Annotated in this window: 29 protein-coding genes; all 29 read right to left on the minus strand. The window is 32.9% G+C overall.

The window, feature by feature from the left end; all coding sequences use genetic code 11:
• Nucleotide 1: 1 nt before the first annotated feature.
• The 29 genes from DMA14_RS02870 to DMA14_RS03010 all read right to left on the minus strand — a co-directional run bounded on the left by DMA14_RS02870 (nt 2) and on the right by DMA14_RS03010 (nt 24990).
• The gene (locus tag DMA14_RS02870; protein WP_111422976.1) at nt 2-1519 is read right to left on the minus strand and encodes a phytoene desaturase family protein; all 1518 of its coding nucleotides are present in this window, start codon (nt 1517-1519) and stop codon (nt 2-4) included.
• Nucleotides 1516-5193 carry a 1-acyl-sn-glycerol-3-phosphate acyltransferase gene (locus DMA14_RS02875; protein WP_111422978.1) on the minus strand — a complete coding sequence of 1226 codons (3678 nt, stop codon included), beginning with the start codon at nt 5191-5193 and terminating at the stop codon, nt 1516-1518. The genes DMA14_RS02870 and DMA14_RS02875 overlap by 4 nt, the downstream gene beginning before the upstream one ends.
• A 268-nt stretch (nt 5194-5461) precedes the next feature.
• Nucleotides 5462-6637 (minus strand): DUF2062 domain-containing protein, encoded by a 1176-nt coding sequence (locus DMA14_RS02880; protein WP_111422980.1) that lies wholly within the window; start codon nt 6635-6637, stop codon nt 5462-5464.
• A gap of 16 nt (nt 6638-6653) precedes the next feature.
• Entirely contained in the window at nt 6654-7139 is a 486-nt protein-coding gene (locus DMA14_RS02885; protein ID WP_111422981.1) for a hypothetical protein, read from the minus strand.
• A gap of 2 nt (nt 7140-7141) precedes the next feature.
• Entirely contained in the window at nt 7142-7513 is a 372-nt protein-coding gene (locus DMA14_RS02890) for a hotdog family protein (protein WP_111422983.1), read from the minus strand.
• Nucleotides 7514-7518: 5 nt separating this feature from the next.
• Complete coding sequence (locus DMA14_RS02895) at nt 7519-8160, minus strand: porin family protein (protein ID WP_157957648.1); 642 nt, start codon at nt 8158-8160, stop codon at nt 7519-7521.
• A 13-nt stretch (nt 8161-8173) separates the two neighbouring features.
• The gene (locus DMA14_RS02900) at nt 8174-8782 is read right to left on the minus strand and encodes an outer membrane beta-barrel protein (RefSeq protein ID WP_111422986.1); all 609 of its coding nucleotides are present in this window, start codon (nt 8780-8782) and stop codon (nt 8174-8176) included.
• A 2-nt stretch (nt 8783-8784) separates the two neighbouring features.
• The gene (locus DMA14_RS02905) at nt 8785-9381 is read right to left on the minus strand and encodes a porin family protein (protein ID WP_111422988.1); all 597 of its coding nucleotides are present in this window, start codon (nt 9379-9381) and stop codon (nt 8785-8787) included.
• Nucleotides 9382-9418: 37 nt separating this feature from the next.
• Nucleotides 9419-10054: a hypothetical protein gene (locus DMA14_RS02910; RefSeq protein WP_111422990.1), complete on the minus strand. Its 636-nt coding sequence runs from the start codon at nt 10052-10054 to the stop codon at nt 9419-9421.
• A complete protein-coding gene (locus tag DMA14_RS02915) occupies nt 10020-10646 on the minus strand; it encodes an outer membrane lipoprotein carrier protein LolA (protein ID WP_111422991.1) in 627 nt (208 codons plus the stop codon). The genes DMA14_RS02910 and DMA14_RS02915 overlap by 35 nt, the downstream gene beginning before the upstream one ends.
• 110 nt (nt 10647-10756) lie before the next feature.
• Nucleotides 10757-11542: a polysaccharide deacetylase family protein gene (locus DMA14_RS02920; protein WP_111422993.1), complete on the minus strand. Its 786-nt coding sequence runs from the start codon at nt 11540-11542 to the stop codon at nt 10757-10759.
• Nucleotides 11539-12600: a beta-ketoacyl synthase N-terminal-like domain-containing protein gene (locus DMA14_RS02925; protein WP_111422994.1), complete on the minus strand. Its 1062-nt coding sequence runs from the start codon at nt 12598-12600 to the stop codon at nt 11539-11541. Before DMA14_RS02925 ends, DMA14_RS02920 begins: the two co-directional genes overlap by 4 nt.
• Nucleotides 12600-13796: a beta-ketoacyl-[acyl-carrier-protein] synthase family protein gene (locus tag DMA14_RS02930; RefSeq protein ID WP_111422996.1), complete on the minus strand. Its 1197-nt coding sequence runs from the start codon at nt 13794-13796 to the stop codon at nt 12600-12602. The genes DMA14_RS02925 and DMA14_RS02930 overlap by 1 nt, the downstream gene beginning before the upstream one ends.
• Nucleotides 13797-13928: 132 nt before the next feature.
• Nucleotides 13929-14186 carry a phosphopantetheine-binding protein gene (locus DMA14_RS02935; protein ID WP_111378796.1) on the minus strand — a complete coding sequence of 86 codons (258 nt, stop codon included), beginning with the start codon at nt 14184-14186 and terminating at the stop codon, nt 13929-13931.
• Between the two features lie 2 nt (nt 14187-14188).
• Complete coding sequence (locus DMA14_RS02940) at nt 14189-14806, minus strand: 3-oxoacyl-ACP synthase (RefSeq protein WP_111422998.1); 618 nt, start codon at nt 14804-14806, stop codon at nt 14189-14191.
• A gap of 1 nt (nt 14807) precedes the next feature.
• The gene (locus DMA14_RS02945; protein ID WP_111423000.1) at nt 14808-15290 is read right to left on the minus strand and encodes a hypothetical protein; all 483 of its coding nucleotides are present in this window, start codon (nt 15288-15290) and stop codon (nt 14808-14810) included.
• 13 nt (nt 15291-15303) lie between these two features.
• On the minus strand, nt 15304-15987 hold the full coding sequence (locus tag DMA14_RS02950; protein WP_157957649.1) for a hypothetical protein: 684 nt from the start codon (nt 15985-15987) through the stop codon (nt 15304-15306).
• A gap of 5 nt (nt 15988-15992) precedes the next feature.
• Nucleotides 15993-16529, minus strand: a complete 537-nt coding sequence (locus tag DMA14_RS02955; RefSeq protein ID WP_111423003.1) for a hypothetical protein — start codon at nt 16527-16529, stop codon at nt 15993-15995.
• A complete protein-coding gene (locus DMA14_RS02960) occupies nt 16526-17527 on the minus strand; it encodes a virulence RhuM family protein (protein ID WP_111423005.1) in 1002 nt (333 codons plus the stop codon). The genes DMA14_RS02955 and DMA14_RS02960 overlap by 4 nt, the downstream gene beginning before the upstream one ends.
• Nucleotide 17528: 1 nt before the next feature.
• Nucleotides 17529-18668, minus strand: a complete 1140-nt coding sequence (locus tag DMA14_RS02965) for a beta-ketoacyl synthase N-terminal-like domain-containing protein (RefSeq protein WP_111423007.1) — start codon at nt 18666-18668, stop codon at nt 17529-17531.
• A 100-nt stretch (nt 18669-18768) separates the two neighbouring features.
• Nucleotides 18769-19218, minus strand: coding sequence for an acyl-CoA thioesterase (locus DMA14_RS02970; protein WP_111423009.1), 450 nt, complete (start codon nt 19216-19218; stop codon nt 18769-18771).
• Nucleotides 19193-20476 carry an ABC transporter permease gene (locus DMA14_RS02975; RefSeq protein WP_162536273.1) on the minus strand — a complete coding sequence of 428 codons (1284 nt, stop codon included), beginning with the start codon at nt 20474-20476 and terminating at the stop codon, nt 19193-19195. The genes DMA14_RS02970 and DMA14_RS02975 overlap by 26 nt, the downstream gene beginning before the upstream one ends.
• Nucleotides 20466-21164: an ABC transporter ATP-binding protein gene (locus DMA14_RS02980; protein ID WP_008465897.1), complete on the minus strand. Its 699-nt coding sequence runs from the start codon at nt 21162-21164 to the stop codon at nt 20466-20468. Before DMA14_RS02980 ends, DMA14_RS02975 begins: the two co-directional genes overlap by 11 nt.
• 63 nt (nt 21165-21227) lie before the next feature.
• A complete protein-coding gene (locus tag DMA14_RS02985; RefSeq protein WP_111423011.1) occupies nt 21228-22226 on the minus strand; it encodes a BtrH N-terminal domain-containing protein in 999 nt (332 codons plus the stop codon).
• Entirely contained in the window at nt 22227-22631 is a 405-nt protein-coding gene (locus DMA14_RS02990; RefSeq protein ID WP_111423013.1) for a hypothetical protein, read from the minus strand.
• A gap of 9 nt (nt 22632-22640) precedes the next feature.
• A complete protein-coding gene (locus tag DMA14_RS02995) occupies nt 22641-22961 on the minus strand; it encodes a hypothetical protein (protein WP_111423015.1) in 321 nt (106 codons plus the stop codon).
• Nucleotides 22954-23418, minus strand: a complete 465-nt coding sequence (locus DMA14_RS03000) for an ABC transporter permease (protein ID WP_111423017.1) — start codon at nt 23416-23418, stop codon at nt 22954-22956. The genes DMA14_RS02995 and DMA14_RS03000 overlap by 8 nt, the downstream gene beginning before the upstream one ends.
• A 7-nt stretch (nt 23419-23425) precedes the next feature.
• Nucleotides 23426-23857, minus strand: a complete 432-nt coding sequence (locus tag DMA14_RS03005; protein ID WP_111423018.1) for a hypothetical protein — start codon at nt 23855-23857, stop codon at nt 23426-23428.
• Entirely contained in the window at nt 23857-24990 is a 1134-nt protein-coding gene (locus tag DMA14_RS03010) for a beta-ketoacyl-ACP synthase III (protein ID WP_111423020.1), read from the minus strand. Before DMA14_RS03010 ends, DMA14_RS03005 begins: the two co-directional genes overlap by 1 nt.
• Nucleotides 24991-24998 lie beyond the last annotated feature (8 nt).

A 24998-nucleotide genomic window follows, 5' to 3' on the forward strand; every position in this document is an offset into this window, starting at 1 on the left:
TTTATTCAGATGCTTTTTTAATTTTTTCCAGCAGATATTCTTTTCCTACAATTTCAGAGCAGGTTATGACTGCTCCAACTGTAACTCCTAAGACACCATGCATATTAATACTTTGGCCTGTAAGATAAAGATTTTCTATCTTAGTTTTAGTAGGAATCATAGTTTTCATCGGATTATTTGAATCTTTAACATATCCGTACATGTTTCCGCCGTCTCCGCCTATGTAGTCGCGATAAGAAAGCGGAGTAGAAGTATGCACCGATTTGATGCAATCTTTTATCCCAGGAAATTTTTTCTCTATTTCTTCTAAAAATTTTGATGCCTTTTTCGCTTTGAATTCGTCATAACTTTCTCCTCTATCATTTTCTTCAAAAGTAGTATTGAAAGTGTTTTCCCAAGCTTTAACATCATCATATTTCATATAAGTCAAAAATGTCATTCCGTCTGCCCATTCTTCGTCTTTTTTCGACGGATTCATAGAAGCCATAAAAGTTTTTGGCCATGAATTTTCATCGTATTCGTAAGCGGTCCAAACATCATTAGCACTTTTAAAATGATAATAATTGTGATTGATATATTTGAAAGTTTTGGGTTTAAAAACGATATACAGACTGAAAGCAGAAAGTACGTTTTCTAAATTCTGAATTCTATTGAAAAATGGTTTTCTGAAATTTTCCTGACCCGCCATTTTCAAAGTCGTTTTTGGTTCGATGTTCGAAATAAAATACGTTCCAGAAACTTCAGTTCCGTCTTTCATTTGTACAGAATTTACCTTTTGGTCTATGACTTCAATTTTCGTGACTTCTTTATGTTTAAAAAACTCACCGCCATATTTTTTAAGCTGTTTCAGCAATTGCTTGGTAATCTGGCTTCCACCATTTACACAACGCCATGAACTTTCAATGTATGAATTGACCACAAGCGCATGAACGTAAAAAGGCGATTTATCCGGAATACCAGCGTAGAGAAAATTGGAACCAGCTAAAACAGCTTTCAGTTTTTCATTTTCAGTAAAAGAATTTATGGTTTCTTTCGCGTTGAGCGCTAAAATTTCGTCGTCATATTTTCCCTCCGATTCTAGATTGTAAAGTGGAAATGCTTTGCAGACAGCTTTTATTTTTTGGCAGTACTTTTCGAGATTCTCTTTTTCTTCTGGAAAGTTTTGGGTTAGTTGTTTAATGAAATTTTCAAAACCCTGTGCATGCGGATATTCGGTTTTATCATCATCAAAAGAAATAATATCAAAACCATTTTCATCCAATTTTTTTAGATTCAAATGATCCATTATTCCTATATATTTGAAATATTGATTCAGATTTTGACCTTCACCTAAACCTCCGATATAATGAATTCCCGTATCAAAAATGGTTTTATCTCTAACGAAAGTCTGAAGATTTCCGCCATATTGATTGTTTTTTTCGAGTACACAAACGCTGTAGCCTTCTTTTGCCAGAATAACAGCAGAAACCAATCCGCCTAAACCGCTGCCAATTATAACTACATCGTACTGTTTTTTCATCCTTTTTTCTTTAAAACTAGTAAAGTATTTTCTTCAGAAACAATTTCAAAATCTTCAAACTGATTTCTTAAACGGGAGCAATTCACTAAAATTATAGAAGCAACATTCGAAATTACTTTTTCGATTTCATCGTGATAACTTTCGTCGGAAATTAAAAGTATATCGTAATGATTTTCAGTCGCGGACTCTATATTCTCGAGATAAAATATTTTTCTTTTTGTAACGATATAATTCGTTTTGGCAACCAGCAATTTTTCTTCATCATTTACAAAAGAATATATTTTGCGCTGTGGTTCTTGTAGAGCAAGCAAAACATCCAGTTGTCCATAATCATTTCCTAAATGAAGGATTTTTGCTTTTGGCTGAATGTGTTCATTTAAGCTGTAATACGTTTCGAGATTCGGTTTCAAATCTTTTTTTACGCTTTGCCCAATTTCAATTTCTTTATAATCGTAACTGTTAATCAGCATTGTTTTGAAATAATCTGGGCCTTCAAGTTCTTGTCTAATTTTACGATATTCTGCTTTAAAAAACGAACTGATTTGTTTGGTTCTTTCGGCATAATTATTTCCAAACGAAAGATCATTTGGAGCAATTCTTTCTAAAATCGTAACTGTCAATTTTCCGTGGTGAATAACAAAATCACCTTTTGGAATTAGTTCTGAAGCACCATGAATAACCACAGGAATAATATCGATTTTAAATTCTTCGGCAAGGAAGAAAGCACCTTTATGGAATCTCTTTATAACATTGTTTTCTGATCGAGTTCCTTCTGGAAAAACCATCAGAGAATATCCTTCGTTTACTTTTTTACGCAGATGTTCTACTCCGCCTTCAAGACCTTCAGAAACAGGATAAAATCCCGCTTTTCTCACAACACCGCCAAAAATAGGAGAGTTGTAAACCCAGTCGCTCACCAAGAAAATGATTTTTGGGTTTAACATTCCGATTGAAAGAATATCCAGAAACGAAGAATGATTAGCAATAATTACGGCTGGTTTATCAAAAGTTTCATTGAAATTATTAACTACTTTTTTGCGAATAAAAGGATTTGAATACAATACCGATTTCATGAATTTTGAAACCACATATCGGAAAGTTTTCATTTTGGACTTTTTACTAAAAGGCAAAATCGGCATAATAGTAAAACTGAAAATCGACATTACGATTCCGCCCAAACCATAATAAGCAAATGAAATTACGCCATGAATAAAAGTTCTTAACTGAAAAGGCGGATTTCCTTTTTTCGGACGATTCGATAAAAACAGTTTGAATAAAATCGGATAGAAAATAAAAGTAATAATTAACGCAGCAAAAACCCCGATTAATGAAACCAATGAAATAGAAGTAAGCGCAGGATGTTTGGCAAAAATCATTGCACCGATTCCTAAGATTGTCGTGATAACTGCCAGAATAATTGAAGTTCTGTATATGGCAATTTCGTTAACACCATTGGTATATTCTTTTTGCAAGGCGCTGGTCATGAAAATACTAAAATCAACTCCATGACCAAAAATTAAAGTGCAGACAATCATACTGAAAATATTCATCTGAATGCCAAAAATGCCCATAATTCCTGCGGTCACAATTCCGGTTAAGGCAATTGGAATACAGCTTATGATTACTAATTCGATTCTTCGGAAAAAGAAAAATAGAATTAAAATTACAGCAACAAATGAATAATTTACAAGCGAATTAAAATCGGTTTTTAAACTGCTGAAAAACGTTTCGTTCATCTGCTGGCGATCAATCGCAATGATGTTTTCTTTTGCTGAAGCCGATTTTACAAAAACATCTCGTTGTTCTGGCGTTACTTTTACTAAAGTTGAAATGGTATAAAAACCATTTTTTTCGGTTATAAATTCTTGTAACTGTAGCGCTCTAATTTTTAGAAATTCAGCTGCAGAAACAGGTTTGAAATTGAAATCTAAATGATCAAAAAACAGATTGTATGTTGTTGGTTTAAAACCAAGCTTAGAACCTTCGGCAATTAATTCAGATTTTACAAATTGTTTTTTCTGTGAAGTCCAGAACGAATTCCATTTTTTAATTTTTTCTATTTGGGCTTGTTGCGAAAGAACAATGCCTCCAACGGAGCTGAAATTTAAAATTTTATCCTGTTTTTTTGCTGTAGATAAATCATCAAAAAGTTTACTATTGTGCTGTAAAGCTTCTTCCATGGTTTTTCCGTAAGAAGCGACATAGATGGTTTTGGAAGTTAAACTTGTGCTTTCTTCCAACTGTTTTTCGGCAGCTTTGATTTCTTTCGGAATAAAATTCAGTTGCGATAAATCGTTATTAAAACCAACATCATTATAAGTAAAACAGCAGATAATGGTAATGATAACGCAAAGTCCGATTAAGATTTTATTGTTGTGAAAAGAAAAATGAGCCATTTTATCGATCACATTCTTTTTGTGTTCTGCTGGATTTTCTGTTGGCTTGTATAAATGAGGAACAATCAAAAGTGAGAAAACTCCAGTTGCCATAACAATAACAGCAGCAAAAATTCCGAGATCGTTTAAGGCATCCGATTTTACAAAAAGCAGACATAAAAAAGCAACTGCGGTTGTAGAACTGCTCATGATGACCGGCATCGTAATGTCTTTGTACAACGTTTTTACATCGCTATTATGTTTGTAATGTGTGAGAATGTGAATGGAATAATCAATTGTAATTCCCAATAAAATAGAACCAATTCCTAATGAAATTGCCGAAATCTGTTCTCTAACGAAATATAAAAAGGCAACCGCAAACAAACCGCCAAAAACAGTCGGTAGGAAAATAATAAGCGGAATTAATACTTTTCTATAAAACAAAATAAGAATCAGCATTAAAGTGAACATCGCAATTGATGTTGTTAAAATAATATCTCCCTTAATCTGATTGGCATTGGCAACAGCAATTAAAGCAGAACCAAAATAACTAATAGACGTTTTTCCTTTAAATTGTGCATTGAGATTTTCTTGAATCGATTTCAGTTTTTCTGCAAAAATGGTATTCTTTTCTGTTTCGCTCGACGGAATATTCGAAGTGATAAAAAGCAGTAATTTCTTTTTATCCTTTGTCATTACAAAACCATTTTCCAGAGTAAAATCGTCACCAATATTTAATTGCTGTAATTTTTTTAGAGCAATAAAAGAAATCCCAAACGGATCTTGCAGAATAAAATCTTTGGTAATAAATCCCGAAGGAGAAATAATCGATTTGTAATTTCCTTGAACGGTTGCTGCAATACTGTCTTTTTGAAGTTTCTTCTCGATAGCCGAATAATCGTTATCATCTAGAAAAAGTGGCAAATTATTGTAAACAAAATCGATTGTTTCTTGAATGTTTTCTTCATCAATTTTTCCTTGAATTCCTGTTATGTACGGTTTGCAAGATTTAGAAACGCTGTCAGAAAATATAGTTGCCATTTCTTTCAAATCCTCGGCAGAACCATTTTTATCCAAACTGAAAATTACGGTAGTTTTATCGGCAAAATTTAATTGTTTTAAGACTTTGGCGGTAACATCGGTTTTGTCGTTGGTTGGAATAAGTTTGGTAATATCTTCTTCAAACTTCAATCTTGAAGCGAAAAATCCAAAAAATAGAAGCATCAAAACAGCCAATAGAACCGAAAGAGATTTTCTTCGGTTTACAAATAAATGAATGGCGTAGAAGTATTGATGCATGGTTATTTATTATTTTTTTTGCCACAGATTAAAAGGATTAAAAAGATTCTAATCTGTGTTGGTTTGCCACGAATTTCACGAATTCTTAATTTGAAAAAGGGCATAAATTTGTTTTGTTTTTTGCTGCCGATTGAAAGGGTTAGATAGATTTTAACTCTGTTTTTTATCAGAAGTTTTAAATATCACCACAATTAAATTTGTGTAAATTCGTGAAATTCGTGGCGAAAAAAAAATCATTTTAATCCTTTTAATCTGTGGCAAACTTAACTTAAATATTCGGTTTGTTTTTAGAACTAAAAGCCGTTAAAAGCAAATAACTTATAAGACCAACTGATAGCGCTGAAACGGTTGCTAAAATAAGACTTCCTACGATATATTGTGTAGCATTTTTTTGAATATCGTCGAGGGTGATTGAACTGTCTAAAACCAGTGGCGTATCGCTGGTTACAAAAACACTCCCAACTTGAAGTGAAGCATAAATAATAAACGGAATAAAAGGCGGAAAACTTACGTTTGAAGTAAGATAAGCAATGACTTTGTTGAGTCGGAACAAGGCAGCAAAGGTAAAAAGCAATATAGTTTGAAATCCCCAAAAAGGCGAAAGTCCGATAAAAATACCTAAAGCAATTGCGGCCGATTTTTTAAAATTAGAATCATTGCTTTCTAAAATATCTTCTAAAAAGAATTTTTTAAACCCTTTTTTTTTAGCTCTTCTAAAAAAATCTCTTGGCTTTATATACAGCAAAGCATTGGTCACCAAAACAGTATTTAAAATACTGATTCGGGTAAAATCTTGAAATGGTCTAAAATGCGAAACTCTTTCTGCAGGATCGTATAAAACCTGAATTGGAATATTTTTTACTACAATTCCTTTCCATGCCGCACGAACGATAACTTCGATTTCAAATTCAAATTTATTGGTATAAAAACTTTTTGGAAGCAATCGAAGCGGATACAATCTAAAACCAGATTGTGTGTCGTCTAACTTGATTCCGGTTTCAAACTTGAACCAGAAATTAGAAAACTTATTTCCAAAACTGCTTTTCTTCGGAACATTTTCCTGAGCCATATTTCGGCTTCCAATCAAGAGCGCATTTGGCTCTTCTTGAATTGCTTCTAAGAAAACAGGAATATCTGCAGCAAAATGCTGACCGTCAGAATCGATTGTAATGGCGTATTCAAAATCCAATTCCAATGCTTTTCTAAATCCGTTTCTCAGCGCTCGTCCTTTTCCTAAATTTTTAGGATGATGAATTTGAGTCAGCTGCGAATATGATTTTAGAATTTCACTGGTAGAATCGGTTGAACCGTCATTGACAATAATGATATTTGTGGTGAAATCTAAAATAGAATCCAGTACTTTTTTTAGTGTTTTTTGGTTATTGTAAGTGGGCACAATAACGCAAAAGTTAGTCGAACTGAGTAATTCTTGCTGTGATTTCATGGAGAGTTTTTTGAGCTTACTTTACAAATTGCTTCTCTTTTTCAGAGAAACTTTTAGATTGTAAAACAAAGTCTTTAAGATAATCTTTCAAAGTTGCACTTTGCGAAGCATAATACGTCGTTATGAATTTTTTATCTTCTTTAATGTTTTTCTTGTAGCCTGTAATACCGGGAACATCTTCCTGAACACTCAATCGGATCATTCGCATTTCAATATTACTTGGATCACTTTTTATTGTTGCCTCAAGTAATTTTGCACCTTCTTTAAAACGATCCATTTTCTGGCTAAATTTTTTTTCAAATTTAGAATCCAATAAAATAGAAGCCGCTTTATAAGCCACCAAAATTTTATCATCATTATTTGAAACTCCAGAAAGTTTGGCTACAAATTCTTTGGCATTGTTTTCTGATTTTGCTACATCAGAATACATTTTGCGGATCGAAGCCAAATCTGGCGTTCCAGCAAAACTAACCCATAAAAGTAATGTCAGTAACAGTTTCATAGTTATAATTTTTTGTACACATTACTCAGTTTAAGAGCAGTTGTGTCGTTAAAGTAAGTCGTGTTTTTCACTTTTACTAAACCGTCTTCAGTTGTTGTAACATCAAGTTCCAAGCGTAATTCTGGATTAACCTCTGGATTAATCAGCGCCATGAATTTTACATTTGCCAAAGACTGAATCATCAACGAACTTTTGGTAATAGATTCTGTAAGTTCTTTGATAATCTGAATCATACAAACACCTGGCATAATAGGATTTCCAGGAAAATGTCCTTTAAAAACCTCATGCTTGGCATTGACTAAAATTGTAATAATATATTTTGAATCAGATACTTTTTCTTCTGATAATATTTTATAAAAATCTTGTAAAATCATATTTTTTATTTTCCAAATGTATAAGCAGCACCAAATTGAAACACTAAATTGTTGCTATCACTACTTTCATCATAATAATTAGTAAAAGCATTTGTAAATCCTTTTTTTACTCTTGCTTCAAATGCAATTCCATTTTTCAAGCTATATCCTAAGCCTGCAATAATTCCGAAGTCAATATCTTCACCTTTATTAAAATTGTATTCTTTTTCTTTAGGTTCTGCTTTTATGTCATCAGCAATTAAAATATCAGCAAAAGGTCCTGCTAGTGCATACAAATTTTCAGTAAAATTAAATTTATTTATAGTAATTGCTGAAATATATTGTAAAGAAGCATCTACAGTTCCACTAACAGAAGTTGTTGTATATGTATTTGTTTCTGGATTGTAAATACTTGTTGTACCCATATCTGCCGTCCCTTTTCCTCCTTGTCTTGAATATGTTAATTCAGGTTGTAGCGTATAAACTCTTCCAAGTTTTAAAGCTCCAAAACCACCTATGTAAAAATCTGTTTTGTTGCCAAGATCGGTATTTGTTAGTTTAGAAATATTAATTCCAGCATGAATACCAGGTTTAAATGTTACTTGAGCTTGTGTTGTTAAAAATGCAAAAAAAGTTAATGCGATTATCGCTAAATTTTGTTTAGTCATTATTTTATTTTCGTTATTTAAAAGAGTAGCTGATTCCCAACTGAAAATTAATATTTGTGTTATAATCTCCAAATAAATAATAATTATTGGAGTCATTTTGATAATAATCGCTGCTTAAAACATCAAGTAGACCTTTTTTGAATCGTGCTTCAAATGTCAAACCAGAAGGTAGAGCATAGGCAACTCCTAAAACCAAACCAAGATCATTTTGCGCTTTTCTAACAGCAAGATTATCATTCAATAAAATATCTAATGTCGGACCTGCTTGAAATTGAATTCCTATTGGTAGCGTAAACTTATTTATCATAGAAAGAGACAAATAGTTTATATCAAGATCTAAATGCTCTACTTTATTGGTCTGTGTATTTTCATCAAAATAATTTCGCGCTACATTATTAGAACCTTGCCTGCTGTAATTAATTTCTGGCTGAAGGGCGTAAATTTTGGTTATTTTAATTTCTGTAAAACCTCCGGCATAAAAATCAGTTTTATAATCGGCGTGCATTTCAGAAATGGTAGAGAAACTAAATCCAGCTCTTAATCCAGGCTTTACGGTTACTTGGGCTTGTATATTTAAAACCGAGAAAAAAACAGCAATAAAGAAGAATATTCTTTTATTCATTTTTATTTTGTTTTAAACGTATAACTAATTCCGATTTGGAAAACTTGATTTAAGATTACATCATTATAGTAATATCCGTCATTGCCATAATCATATCCATTATAACCATAAATATCAATTAATCCTTGTTTAAGTCGAGCTTCAAAAGTTAAACCATTTGGCAAAGTATAACCAAGGCCTCCAACAAATGCAATGTCAAAATCTTCTGGGTTAGTATTTATATAATTATCACTAACTTTTAAATCTAAAGAAGGGCCCGCCAATAGATGAAAACCTCCACCACCAAAGTTAAATTTTGCAACCGCTCCCAGTGTTATATAATTCAACTCATATTTTTCAGTATAATAACGGCCGTTTTCAAAATATCTTCCTTCATCACCTTGTTTTGAATAATTTATCTCTGGCTGAACTGAGAAAAATTTATTGAATTTAATATTTACCAATCCACCAACATAGAAATCAGTTTTAGAGCTATTATCATCAATATTCGTTAATGTTGATACATTCAAACCACCTCTTAGTCCTGGACTAACTTTTACTTGCGCTTCTGCTTGGATTCCGATTAATAAAACAAATGCAAGTACAACAAAATTTCTCATTTCTAATTGATTTTAAGTTTAGGATTAGTTTAATTTTTTATTCTGATTTGAAATAATTCAGTTCGATTTTTAATTTAATATTCTGATGAATTATCTGAATCCTTTCGGCAAAAATATTGTTTTCTGAACTGAAAAGCAGTGTAAATTTTTCTTTTGTTTGAGAAGCATGAACGATCTTCTCTAATTTCTGATCTTTTTTGGAGATAAAAATGTAATTGTCGCGTTTACCATCTGCCGATTTATATATGTCTGCCGATTCATTTTCGAATTGCTCTTGAATCGAATATTCCTTTTTTAAAAGCAGTCTGAAGTCTTCTTTCAAAGTATTAATTAAAATTTTTCGATCTAATTCAGACACAATAGAATTGACTTTAAAATCGGTATCTGAGATTTCAAAATCCATTAATTTATTTCCGAATTCGGTTGTAAAAACTATTCGATGTGTAGTGTCATTTATTTTCTTGGCAATGAAAATTCCAGACAATTCATTTCCGTAAACACTAATATTGGTTTTATAAACATAGTCGGTTTTTGAGTCTGAAAAATACGGAACCGTATAAGACGTTTTGTCTAATTTTTTAGGCGTATAATTTTTTGTGACCGAGCCACAAGAAATTAAAACAATTGCCAGAAAGCAATTAATTAGTAAAAACTGAATCGTCGATTTTTGCATTGATCACTTTATTTTTAAGTACAATTCGGGTATAATCTTCAGATGATTCTAACAATTTTACCTGAACAACTGTTGCTTCTTCTTTGTCAAAAGTCAGTTCGATTTGTTTAATGTATTTTTTAAGCGTCGCATCTTTCGGAACAAATTTTGCCAGATTCTGACCTTTCAATTTAAAATACGAAATCGTAAATTCTTTATCATCAAACATATTTCCGCTTACGCTACCCACAATTAATTTATTAATTCGCGCAAAGATTTTACTGTTTCCAATATCAACGGCACTTTTCTTTCCTTCATCGTTAATTAGGATTTTTCCGTTTTTGAAAGTGATGCTATAATTGTACGGTTTTTTATATTGCCATTGAAGCAAAGCAGGTTCTTTAAAAACCATTTTTCCTGAAGTTTCAATGTCCTTCGATAAAAAATCCAAATGCTTGTACTGAACAAAATCGGTACTTAAGGTTTTGATTTTTTTGGCTACAACATTTACATCTTGTTTAAAAGAAGCAATTTCGGCATCGGTCATTTTTTGTTCCTGCGCGAACAAATTGCCTGAAATAAATAGAATGAGTAGTGCTATTTTAGTTTTCATATTTTATAATATTGTGCTTAATGTTTTTGCCACGAATTACATGAATTGCCACGAATTTTTTATTTAATAAGAATCCATTTTATCCGCGTCTTCGCGCAAGCGAATCTGTTTTATCCGCGTCCAATTTCATAAGCATTGAGATTCAAAAGTTCTTCGATCGAAACGACTTGATAATTATTTTGCTGTAAAAATTGCAAAAACTGTTCCAGTACCAAAACAGAATGTTTGCCTGTATCATGCAAAAGTACAATTCCGCCGGGAGAAATATGCTTAATGAGTCGATTGAAAATTAATTCCTGATTTTGGGTTCCTCCGTCAAGCGAACGAATATTCCAGCCAATTGTTTTATGTCCAGTTATTTTTAAAGCTCTTCTAATCGAAGGTGTCGTAACTCCATAGGGCGGACGAAAGAAGTTTATTTTTTTGGAAGTGAATTTTTCTAAAAGCGCGTCTGTTTTCTGAAGTTCCTCGGTTATTTTTTTAGCATTAAAAAAATCAAAAAACTTAGAATGTGAATAAGAATGATTTCCAACTAAATGCCCTTCATCAATCACTTTTTGGAGAATTTCAGGATGAGATTCGATGTTTTTTCCAATGCAGAAAAAGGTCGCTTTGGCGTTGTATTTTTTCAGAAGATCCAAAACTTCTAAAGTGTAAATACAAGGACCGTCGTCAAAAGTAAGCGCGATTTTTTTTTCTGTTTCTAAAGGATTGCTGCAAAATGCTTTTACATGATAATTGGAAGAAATTCGTGCAGAACCAAAGGCATTTATTCCAATCCAAAGTAGAATTATAACCACAAACCACAGAAAATGAATTGCGTTATAGAGATTCAGAAGAAACAATAAAAGCAATAAAAAGATAAAAAACAGCGATATGTTTTTATGCGTTATCATTTTGACAGCAACGTAAAACTATGGTTTTTTCCGTTTAATTGGTTGTATAATAAAATCGTTTTGTAGCTTGATTTTTCGATAGCATTTACTTTTACGATTTCAGGAATTTCCTGAGTTTTCAAAATTTTAGCAGCCATCCAAAAAGCAAAAGCCGAAGCTGTATCGTATTCTCCGCTCAAATGTTTGTAATATAAAATAGGAGTTTGGGTAAACGAATTTTCGGCAAGATTTCTATAATAATTCTCAAAATCGGCATTTCCGTCAAAACCTAAAACAAGAGCATCAACATCTGAAATTTCTAAATGATTTGATTTTAAGAACGAAATAATTGCTGCTTCAACTTCATTTTCTTCCAGCGTATTTACAATAGAAACATCTAGAAGTTCGGCATAAGTGTTTTCTTTTCTTTCGTTTTCTAAAACAAAAAAATTGGCGCCTTCACCATATACAGCACCGCTCGTTGTAGAATTTAAAACATCGTACGGAGCAGAATTATCTGCTTTAATTCGTCCGTTTAGTTTAAAAAGAGAAGTGGTATAATCGCCATTTTCATCAACACCGCCCACTAAAATCGAATTAGCTTCAGCTTCTTCAATCTGCATTTTAGCATCAATAAGAGCCGATTCAAAAGAAACAGCGCCATTCACGTAGGTAAAATTATAACCTTTACATTGTTGTAAAAGTGCAATTTGTGCTCCAACGGTATTGTGAGTGGATTGGATGAAAGATGTCGGAGTTAAAAACTCTTCGTTATTGTCTAAAATGCTTTTTAAGAATTTTTCAGAATCTTCGATGCATCCTAATCCCGTTCCTGTGATAATGGCATCGACATTTTCAACATTAGCATCTTTCATGGCCAAAGCCGAAGCTACGATTCCGTTTTTCACACCTTTTGCCATACGTCGGCTGGCAGCAGGAGAAATATATTCTTTGTATACTGGCGGAACAATTGCCAGTACATTTTCGTCATGATTTACAACAGCTTCTTCCAAAAAAACAGTATCAAATGTTTTTTGAGTCGAAATACAGCCTACTCCATTTATATATGTCTTCGTCATTAGCTTTTTGAAAATATAAGGGTTGAACAGTTTCCACCAAAACCAAAAGAGTTGGATAAAACGTGTTCGATAGTTTTATTTTTTAAAGTAGTCTGCGGTTTCAAATCAAATTCTACCATCGGAACTTCAAAATTCAAATTGGGGTAAACCACATTATTCTGAATTGCCAAAACACTATAAACGGCTTCTATCGCAGCTGCAGCCGCTAATGTATGCCCTGTAAAAGGTTTTGTAGAACTGAAATCTGGAACTTTTCCGTTTTCATAAATTCGAAGCAAAGCTCTTCCCTCAGACAAATCGTTGTTTGGAGTTGCAGTTCCGTGAACGTTGATGTAATCAATTTCAGAAGGTTTTAAACCCGAAACTTCAAACGCTTTTTTCATGGCCAAATAAGCGCCGTCTCCATTTTCTGAAGAAGCAGTTTGGTGAAAAGCGTCGTTGGCATTTCCGTAACCCGAAACTCTTGCCAGCACTTTTTTGTTTTGCTTTTCTACAATTTCATCCGATTCTAAAACCAAAAAAGCGGCAGCTTCTCCGAGATTTAATCCTTTTCTGGTATTGTCAAAAGGTTTGTTGTAATCGTCAGATAAAATCATCAAAGTCTTGAATCCGTTGATGGTGAATTTTGCCAAAGCATCGGCTCCGCCCACAATTACGCGATCTAATTTTCCCGTTTTGATTAATCTCGCACCCAACATAATCGAATTGGCTGCAGACGAACAAGCCGTAGAAATAGTTGTCACCATTCCTTTTAAACCTAATTCTTCAGCAATTTTTTCGGCAACATCGCCGCCATCGTGGCAAGTAATGTATTTGGTCAATTCTGGTTTTTCGAAATAATCGTAATAATGTCTTTCCGTCATGTCCATTCCGCCCACGCTTGTAGCCGAAATAAGTCCCGTTCTAAATTCATTTATATCAGTAATGCCAGCATTTTCAACAGCTTGTTTTGCTGCCAAAGTGCCAATCATAGCGGTTCTGGAGAAATTATTATCCTCATTTAATTTCAGTTCATCAACAAGATCTTCGTTGGTTTTTTTGATTTCGCCAACTTTGATAACATCTGCATGAACAGTCGAAATATTTTGAATACGAGAAACACCGATTTTGTTTTCAATCAAGGAAATATAATTTTCCTCAACCGAATTGCCAATCGCAGAGATAATTCCCATTCCCGTTATTGCAACACCTTTCATTTTTAGACTTCTTAGATTGTTAGAATTTTAGACTTCTTAGATTTTTTTAGACTGGCTTAGAATTTTAGACTTCTTAGATTTTTGAAAAGCATTGTCTAAGAAGTCTAAAATTCTAAGTCAGTCTAAGAAGTCTTACTTCGTTCTGTTCGCGCTGATATAAGCTGCCATAGTTTCGATAGACTGGAAAATAGATTTTCCTTCTTTCGGATCTACTAATTTAATTCCGTAATCTTTATCTAAAATCACGATCAATTCAAGTGCATCAATCGAGTCTAAACCTAAACCATCTCCAAACAGAGGATCGTTATCAGCAATATCTTCTACTGCAATATCTTCAAGGTTTAAAGTTGTTATGATTTTATTTTTTAATTCTTCTTTTAATGCTTCCATGATTATTTATTGTATAATGTATTGATAGTCTCGTTTGTATATTTTGTATTTTCTTCTGTACTAATTGTACATAAAAAAGCTTTATAATTGTCGTTAAAATATTCTACCCAACCGCACAAAATAACATCTGCTTTATTCGTATTCAGAAGAATATTCGAATAATTCGACATAAATTCGGTGTTAAAGGTGTCAAATATAAAGAAAGAATTTTCACTTTTCAGCTGATGACGGATACTTATTTCGCCCAAACAAATATTTGGCAGCGTATAAACAAAGACCGCCGGACTTGGATAATAGTTTTCTTTGTCTGAAATAGATTCCTGATATTTTACATCGGTATCCAAACTCGACGATTTATTGGCCAAAACCAAAGCAATATTATTTTCCTGCTCCGTTGAGGTTATCGGACTCAAAAGCAATTCTGATCCTAAAAAAGCTAGTTTGCTCAAAGCATCCATTTTGAAAAACTTTGGATATTGCATTTCAAAATTACGATACGCTTGTTTAGAAAAATCACCAAAATCTGTCGGTTCAATTTTGAATACAGAAGTTCCGTTCAAAACAATTTCGTTGTTTTGAATGGTGATGTAGGATTGTATGTAGGTTTTGTTTTGAGTCATTTTATTTTATGTAATCTTCTGCTTGATAAGCATCAATTGGAAAATCTTCTTCTGTTACCGATTTATAAAAGAAAGTTCCAATACTCATTTTTAGATCAATGTAAACTTTATTTAAATTTTCAATATTTTCTTCTTCCCAAAGAATGTCATGAAAAATATATCCAATACTCATTGTTTTTGTGTTTACAACAATTGGATCTCCATTTGCACCTGAACCAATTATAAGTAAATCTTTTTTATAGATTTCTTTGTTCTCTTCTTCAAGATTTTCTATTCTAATTCTGTTTACACAATTAAAATATATGCTTCCAAAAATGATTTCTTCTCTAAAGGAAAATGTTTTAAAAAAATCTATTAAATCCTTCGATAGATTTAAACTTTCAAGAAATTCAATAGTTTTATCTGTAATTTTTACAACATCATTTTTGAAATCAAAATCTTGAATTTTTAAAGCTTTTTTAAAAAGGGATTCGTCTAAATTCATAATGTCTGTTTTTTTATGAAACCCAAGTTTGAATAATTTTATTTACTTTCCATTTCCCAGCCTTATTTTCAATTAAAACAAGAAAACCTCTTCCGCATTTTCCGCCGCCACATGAAGCACCAGCTGACAAAATTCCTGTTTTTTTTGTTTTATCAAATTGAATTCTAGATATAAAAATAGTTCCAACAGGTATCAAAGAATTACTTTTATCATTTAAGTTCCATTCTTTTTCATGAAGATATTTGGAAGTATTTTCAAAACGAAACTTTTTATTATTCTTAAAAGGTTTTAAATCAAATTTAAATTCTTCGCCTTCTTTTAAAGTGTCATAAGTAAAGTTTGAAAGATTAACTTCTTTAGAAATCATTTCTGTTTCGAAAGAACTAATCTTTCCAACACGATCATATACACCTAATAAAATTCTTTTTTTGTCATTTTTTATACTGTCTGTATAACGCCAATATTTCTTTAATTCGGCAGCATGTCCTGTTGTATCTTCTTTATTTGTTTTTTCATTGAATCTTGGTGAGGGCGGAGGAAGAATAATTCTTCTATCCATATAAATTGAATCTACAATTTCGACAAAAACACTATTTAAAACCTCTTTTTCAAATTCAGATTTAGGCACTTCTTTCTTCTTACATCCAAAAGATGAAAGAAGAACTAAAGTTATAAATATGAATTTTGATAGTTTCATAAATCTTATTGGCATAATTTTTTTATGTCCATCTTTAAAAATAATTGTGAAAACAGAACAGGAAAATTGGTTTTAGGACCATTCTTGATCATTGTTACATAAATTTCATTCTTCTCTAAAATAAATATCCTGCTTGATTGGTATAAATTATTAATAGCAAAAGTATCAGATTTGTTATAAATGATTAAGTCTTTCGAATTTACAGCCTTTTGAAATTCTAGTTTTTTGCAATAGTCATTAATGATAGTTCTATTTTTTTCAGCGTCATATTTGCTTATAATTTTTGTAAGATGTTTTTCAGTCACCTTTCGATAAATTGCATAAGCAAAAAAGAGGCTTCCAAAAAATAGCAGATAATATTCGGTTCCAGTTTTAGAATGATCTCGATATGGATCGTAATAAACTAAAAAAGGACAAATAATTCCAAAGCCAAAAAATAAACAAAGCATTATAGTATTAAGTTTTTCACCCCAGCTTTCAGTATAAACTAATTTACTTTTTTCTATACTTTTTTCAATATCTAAGTTTCTTAAACTTCTCATTTTATCTTTCCGATTTGTTTTATCTCTTTATCAAAATCTGAAATAATTTTTTGAGTCTTATTGAACTCGTCATATTCTTTAATTGCTTTTTTATCTGCTTGGATTTTCGATATTTTTCCTTTTCCTTCTAGGATTTTATATTCATTAAAAGAAAGAAATTTATTTACACTGGCAGCCAATTGTTCCATAGTAAAAGTATTTTCTCTTTCAATTAAACCTTCTATGTAATCAAAGTAACCTGTAACGGTTCTTTCTAATTGATTAATTTCTTTTTCTTGTAAATAATTTTTGGCGACAATTACATCAGATTTTATAATTCTTCCTGGAACATTTTTCCAAGTTGTAAGCCCCATATTGTCCTTAGATTTATCCGCATTATTATGGATAATTTCTGCAGCAGTATTTCCTGTTATAGCAAAGTGAAATTTATTTTGAACCATTGCATAAAAACTTTTGGTAACTTCTGAGTTTTTATCATAATCAATACTACATTCTGCAAAAATATCACTTACTTGTTGGTAAATTCGACGTTCGCTGGCTCGGATTGAACGTACTCTACGTAATAATTCTTTGAAATAATCTTTACCGAAAACTGTTTGTCCTTGTTTTAGACGTTCATCATCTAAAACAAAACCTTTAACAATATATTCTTTTAGGGCTTGAGTAGCCCATATTCTAAATTGTGTTGCCTTTGCTGAATTTACTCTATAACCAACCGAAATAATAGCGTCGAGATTATAGAATTTTTGGTTTCTGGAGACTTTACGATTACCTTCAAGTTGAACTTGTAAAATTTCTTTACAAGTTGAATTTTCTTCTAATTCACCTGACCCAAAAATGTTTTTTAAATGTGTTGTAATATTTTGTGTTGTTGTATCAAATAGCTCACTCATGGCTTTTTGTGTGAGCCAAACAGTTTCATCTTGTACAAAAACATCAACCCTAACATTTCCGCTAGGTTGACTATAAATTATAAATTTAGTTTCCTTATTTTCCATTTCATTTTATCTTTTCAAAAACCACAGCCGTATTACAACCTCCAAAACCAGAAGCTGTTTTCAGGAAATATTCAATCTTCTTTTCTTGATTTTTCTCAATTACATTAATAGCTTCACTAACTCCAATTTCATCAAAACCTTTCGATTCAAAAAGTTTATTTTGATTGGCAGATTCTATGGCAATTACCGTTTCCAATAATCCTGAAGCGCCAAGTGTATGACCGTAAAATCCTTTTAAACTATTTACGGGAACATTCTGTAAATCTAAACGAGTTAGAGCAATCGCTTCCATTTCGTCATTATATGGTGTTGCGGTTCCGTGGGCTGAAATATAATCTAATTTGTTCGCTTCAATTTGAGCTTCTTTCAAAGCATTCTGAATACTTCTAAACAAACCTTCACCCGTTCTTGACGGACCCGAAATATGATTCGCATCGTTTATCGAACTGTCGCCAATCACTTTTATTTTGGCGTTATTGGCTTCCGCTGAAACTAAAACGGCTGCTGTCGCTTCGCCTAAACTTACACCGGTTCTGTTTTTAGAATAGGGTTTGCAAGGCAGTTCGCTCATAGCTTGAAATGCATTAAAACCAGACAAAACAAATTCTGAAACTTCATCTCCAGCCACCACAAAAACGTTGTCATAAAGTTGAGACTGAATCATTCTTTTGGCAACAGAAACGGCTAAAATTCCAGAAACGCAAGCATTCGAAACCACAATTGGCTGAGTTTGGAATTCGAAGAAATCGGCAACGTTTTTAGCCAAAACATCTAAATGTGCGTTGTTGAAACTTTCCTCAGAATCATTTGCCAAAGCGGTTACATTTCCTTTTGTGGTAGAAAGTATAAAAGCAGTTTTTGAATTTAACTCAACTCCTGATTTTTTGATAATCGGCTCCAAAGCCAAAATCATCATTTTCTCTAAACGGGAATATTTTGTCTCCGTACTAATTTTTAAAAAGACACTATTTATTTTTTCATCAGAAATAATCGAAGCATAAAACGGATTCGGCATCAAAGAAACATCATTATGAAGCTGAATTCCAGAATCACCATGAAGAATGGCGCTAATATTAGATTCAACATCAAAGCCTAAAGGTGTGATGCAATTTGTTTCTGTGATGTATATTTCTCTTAACATTTTATGATTTTAATTTCGTGAAATTTTTGCTCGCAGATCTAGCAGATTTGGCAGATTTTTTTTAAAATCCTTTTAATCTGTGTAATCTGTGGCAAAAAAACTATTTCAACAACCCAACTTTTCGTTTCCATTCCTCATAAAAAGGAGGATTGGTCAGCATTAAATTTCCTGCTGCATCTAAAAAAACCTGAGTTGTTTCGCCGGTGCAGGCCACTTCTCCTTTATCATCAATAATTTTAAAACGGTAAATCATTTTGGCGGCTGGAGTGTCAACAACAGTAGTTTCTATTGTTACCACATCACCATAACGCAAAGACAATTTATGTTCACAGGTCGATTTTACAATTGGTGTTGTATAACCCGTTTTGGCAATATCCAGATACGTAAGTCCGTGTTGGCGTCCAAAGGCTTCTCGTCCATCTTCGAAATACGTAATGTAATTGCCGTGCCAAACAATTCCAAGCGGATCAGTTTCGTTAAAACGAATCCTGATTTCGTGTGAAACGGTTAGATCTGTAGCTTCTTTAAACTGCTCTTTTCTTTTTATCATAAAATAATGCGATGGAAGTGGTAATAATGAAAAACAAAAATAATAAACTTATTCTTGGTATGATTTCGACGAAAGAAACGTTTCTAAGCAATACATCGTAAAAAGCCTCTAATCCCCAGTTCATTGGAGATGATTTAGCAATATATTGCATGATTTTAGGCATGGCAAAAACAGGAACCCAAACACCGCCAATTGCTGCTAAAATGATCACACTTGTCGCACCAAACGGAGCCGATTGTTCTTGAGTGCTTGCCACAGTTCCCAATAAAATTCCGAAGCCGATTGCTGCAAAACCTGAAAATAATGCGACAACACTTGTCAGCAAGAAATGACCTTCAATATTTAAAGAAGGCAATCCGATGGACGGAAATAAGAATACGGCAACGGCAACCATCATATAAAACTGAATCATACAGATGATCGAGTAGGTAATGGTTTTTCCAATAATGACAACTAGATTAGAAACAGGATTGGTTCTTAATCGAACAAAAGTTCCTTGCGATTTTTCTTTTACAATATTGATAGATAACGGAATGACAATAAAAAAGATCGCAAAAAGTGTCCAAGCTGGAACATTATGCTGAACTGAATTGGGACGAACTTCTTTGTTGTTGATTCTCGGAATTATTTCTTTGAAAGTAATAAAGTTCTTTTGTTCAAAATCGATTGTTTCCTCGCCTAACTGTTTTTGAAAAGTGCTGTAAATTGATTTGGTTTCAATCTGCGAAATCATTTTATCGATTGAACTCATAACGGCATTTTTGAAACTCATCTGAACTGCTGGATCAAAATACAGTTTTACTTCTTTTTCTTTAATAACGCGTTGAGGTTCGGCAGCCGTTGTACTGTCGGTCAAACCTAAATTGCTGACAATTTTTTCTACATTCTGATTCACTTTTTCCTGTAAATCCGAACTTAAGCTTTCTGGAATTACAATTGCCAGCTGAAATTTTCCTTTGTATACATTTTCTTTGGCAATTTCTTCGGTAATCGGTTTATTGTCGATTTGGGTTACAACCGTAAAATATTTGCTTTTTTCTAAATTTTCAAAAACCGTTTTAGAAACAGATCCATGGTCTTTATCGACCAAAAGAATCTGAAGTTTAGAATCGGTTACGGCTTTAAAAGTGCTGTCTTGAATTAAGGTTACGGCAATTACCAAAACCAAGGGCATGATAAATAAAATAATCAATCCGCCTAAATCTCTTTTTAGCAAAAGGAATTCTTTTACTACCGACATCCAAATTTTATATATCATCTCTCAACGCTTTACCAGTTAATGAAATAAAAACATCTTCGAGATTTCGAGCATCTTTTGTAGATTCAATTAATGCCGACGGAGTTGCTTGTGCGTAAATCTGTCCTTGATCTAAAATCGCAATTTGAGAACAGAAATCTTCGGCTTCAGCCAAATGATGCGAAGTATAAATAATGGTTGTTCCGTTTTGGTTCAACACTTTCAAATAATCGATAATGGCAGTTTTAGAATGCACGTCGACACCAACTGTTGGTTCATCCAAAAACAAAACTTTCGGATTATGAAGAATTCCAGCAATCAGATTGACACGGCGTTTCATTCCGCCCGAAAAAGTCTGAACTTGTTTGTCGGCAAATTTCAATAAACCCAAAAGATCTAGCGTTTCGATTACTTTATCTTTTAAATCAGATCCTTTTAAACCGTACATGCTTCCAAAATAGAGCAGATTTTCTCTCGCAGTCAAAGTCGGATACAAAGCATATTCTTGAGGAACAACGCCTATGATTTTTTTAATTTTTGAAGCATGATGCTGATAATCTAAACCATCAATGGTAAAATGTCCCGAAGTTGGTTTTACCAATCCGCAAAGCATGGAAATCAAAGTGGTTTTCCCAGCTCCGTTTGGGCCAAGTAAACCAAAAATCTGACCTTCATTTATATTTAGAGAAACATTGTTCAAAGAATACATTTCTGCATTTTTGTACTTTTTAGAAAGGGATTCTATTTGAATGATAGATTGCAAAATAGTGTTTTAGCTGATCGCTTTTTTTAGTTTTTTGAAAAAGATTTCCTCTCTATTGGCAATGTCCAAAAGTTCATCGGCAATAGTGTTGTAGGCGTCTTCTTTGGCACTTCTGTTTTTGTAAATTCGTGAAGCTTCAACAGCAAAATCACGCCATGAATCTCCAATTTGAGTCATTTCTTTAGAAAGTTCTTTCAGTTCTTCGTTACCCAAAATAACCGAAGCTTCCTGTAAAAATGCTGCATAAATAAAACGGAAACCACCGCCTCCAGTTCCAATTTCTTCTTGCATACGAACCATTTGCGCCAAGTAATGATTGGCTTTTCTTACTCCGTGTTTTTTAGGCCATTTACGAATCTGGCGAGAAACCATTTTGATGCCGCGAACACCAACAATTGGCATTGGCGCGAGCATATCTCTGCATGTATTTTTGATTCCTTTTATAATGGCGCTTTTTAAATCAACGTCTTTTGGAATCTGAATCGGATAGTACATTTGTCCACGAGGTGCAAAAGCTCCTTTGGCAAAACGCACTTTATTCATGTCTTCGTAAGTTAAAGTCGTAACGGTTTCCATAACAGGATCGCTCACCAAATATTCCGTTTCGGTTTTTCCGTAAACGACTAAATTGTGCGCGTTGAAATGAAAACGATATTCGTCTGGGAAATAACTTAAATTGTAAACTCCAACTTGTAATCCAGTTGGAATATTGTTTTTTAAATTTTCGTCTAAAGCTTTATTGGCATTTGCTATAGAAGAAAATTTTTGTCTTTTTATTTTTAAATTTAATCGGTTGGCCACTTTATTGAAAATCTGTCCAGGCAAAGTTCTATAACTGATTGCTGGTGCATGATTCACTTTTATAAAAGGCAGATATACAAAAAACAATCCAGAGCCAATACCAAAAACCATCGGTTCGCTAATGTTTAGTCCGCTATTTTTTAGCAGATTTGACGCTACTCCATTCTCGCAATGAGCAGACTGATGATGTGTGAAAGTTAATTCCATTTATTTGGTAATGCTGTTTTTTAATTCTTCAATTGATACTCCAAAAGTATCAGCATATTTTTTCAGGATTTTATCGTTTAATTTGGCAAAAACACTAGGCTTAAAATGTCTTTTTACGCGCCATTTCCAAAATCCAACATAACTTGATAATATGTTAAGATCCATTTTATTGGCTTCCATAAAATACACAATCGGACTTACTTCGCCGTTTAAAACCTGTTGTTTGGCATCGGCAATTCGTTCGTTTATTTCGTCAATAGAATTTGAAAGAGCAATTGTTTTGGGTTCCCAGCCTGTACTTAATGTGGTGGTGTAATTGCCGTTTTCATCAGTTGCATACAAAAGCTCTTTTACGTTGTTTTTCGTTAAGTTACTTTGATCCTGAGGTACTTGATCTTTTTCCATTTTGCTAATTTAATTTATTAGAAACATACAGATTGAAAGTATACATAAACTAATTATTAAAAATCCAAGATTTGTGAAAGCTAAAATTCGTTTTTTCTTCACGAATAAATAAATCATTTCTATTAATAATCCAAAATAGAAAAAAACAGTGATGAATAATGCTAAAACGAACATTCCTAAACCTGCATCTGTATGTCTGTGTTGGTCTTGATCGCAAAGTGAGTGAGGATCATAAATGAAGCTCCAATACAAGACTAATAATCCAAACAATGACAATAAAATCCCGATTCGAATTCCTAAATGTAAAATGACTTTTTTAAAATTATCCAACTGAAACCGTCTTTTGAATGAACAAATTAATTTCGCATTCTAAGAGTATCTGGTTTTCGGCTAAGCTTTTACAGCTCATTGTGCATAAAGTATAATCGTCTCCGACAAATTTAGAAACCAGATCTGCTTTGGTTATAATGGTGTCACCAACTTTTGGAAGCGCATGAATTTTCACATTTTTCAAAGCACTGATAAACCCAATTACGTTTACGTTTTCATTTTCAATTCCGTTATCGTCAAAAAAGTATTTTTTTCCAACAATTGCAGAACACGTTTGTGCGGTATTTTCGATTAGGCCTGCTTCAATAAAAATATTGTTTTGAACGAAAATATTGTCATCTTCAACAAGAAAAACAGTTTCTACTGAACTCGAATCGATATTCAAAATCAAATCCACCATAAGCATTGGTGCTCGGTGCGGTAAATAATTTTGTATGTCAACAGCAGTAGCTTTCATTATTGTTTTATTTTGCCAAAACCGTTTTCATTTGTCCTCTGGCAATTTCTTCATTGTTTAAAGTCGTCACAATATCAACCAAAGTAATTCCTGCAAATTCCTGCAGAATTGTAACTTCAGACTGAATGTTGTCGTGTACGTTTGGAAGCTTTTTAATCTCAATTTCTTTAATAGATCCAATGTAACCAGTTGGCGCAATTTCGTTTCTTAAAAAATATTGATATCCGGTATGCAATGCTACAGATTGCGCCATGTGTTCTATTAGTCCTGCTTCCAGAAAAGTGTTTTCAGCAACAAAAATATTATCATTTTGTATTTCTAAACCAGCAACCAAAGAAGTTTCAGAATAAGAATGCATAGCATCTACCATCACAAAAGGGAACTTTTGTGGCAGTAAATTTTCTACCATTTCTTTTTCTAGAAGTGCCATTGTTTCCATTAGCAAACAGTTAAATATGCATAAGCAAAAGAAAATCTTCCGCTTTCTGGAACAGATAATAAAATTTTATCTCCTTTTTTCAAATTCCCTGAATTCAGTAATTCTTCAAGAGCTAGGTAAATAGAGGCAGAGCCTACATTTCCAACTCGAGAAAGATTCATGAACCATTTGTCATCGCTCATTCCGATACCTTTTTCATTTAATCCTTTTTTCAATCCTTCAACAAAAAAATTAGAAGAAACGTGAGGAATGAAATATGTAATATCTTCCGATTTAATATTGTTTTTATCCATGGCGTCTTTCATGCTTTCTGCACCTTTTGACAGGATAAATTCATCTAATAATTTAACGTCTTGTTTTATTGAAAAAACAGATTCATTCAACCATTGTTCTGGAGAATAATCGCTCCAACCTTTAATTTCTCCGTTTTCCAATTTATCGCCTCCCGCATACATGCAAGTTTCTAATTCGTACGCATACGAAAAAGCTTCCATCCATTCGATTTTTAGCGAAATTGGCCCTCTTGGTTTATTTTCCAATAAAAAAGCTCCAGCACCATCAGATAGCATCCAACGAAGAAAATCTTTTTTGAAAGCAATAATTGGCTGTTCTTCAAGGCTTTTTAAATTGTCAGCCTCGTGATTGTATTTTTGAGCATTCAGCCAAGTCGAAACTTTTTCAGATCCTGTACAGATTGCATTTTTTGAATTTCCAGATTTTATAGAAAGAAAACCAAATTTAAGAGAGTTCATTCCGGCACAGCAAACTCCAGTTGAAGAGTTTAATTCTACCGATTTATTTTTTAGAAGACCGTGAACCATCGCAGCATGCGAAGGCAGAAATATGTCCGGAGTCGAAGTTCCACATGAAAGTACTTCTACATCTTGAGGCGTAAAATTTTCGTCGAATAACGGTAAAATGGCATTTCTGGTTAATTCGGCATTGCTGTGAGTGCTTTTTCCTTCTTTGTCAACAGCGTAATATCGGCTTGTAATTTTATTGTTGCGCAAAATAATGCGTCTTGCTTTTGAAGCAGTATCATTGATAAGGCCTAAATAGGCTTCCATTTCGTCATTTGAAACGGCTTCGTTTGGCAAATATTTTGCAGCTTTTGTAATATATACTTCAAACATAATTTAAA

This window comes from Flavobacterium sharifuzzamanii (genome assembly GCF_003254585.1).
Taxonomy (GTDB): domain Bacteria; phylum Bacteroidota; class Bacteroidia; order Flavobacteriales; family Flavobacteriaceae; genus Flavobacterium; species Flavobacterium sharifuzzamanii.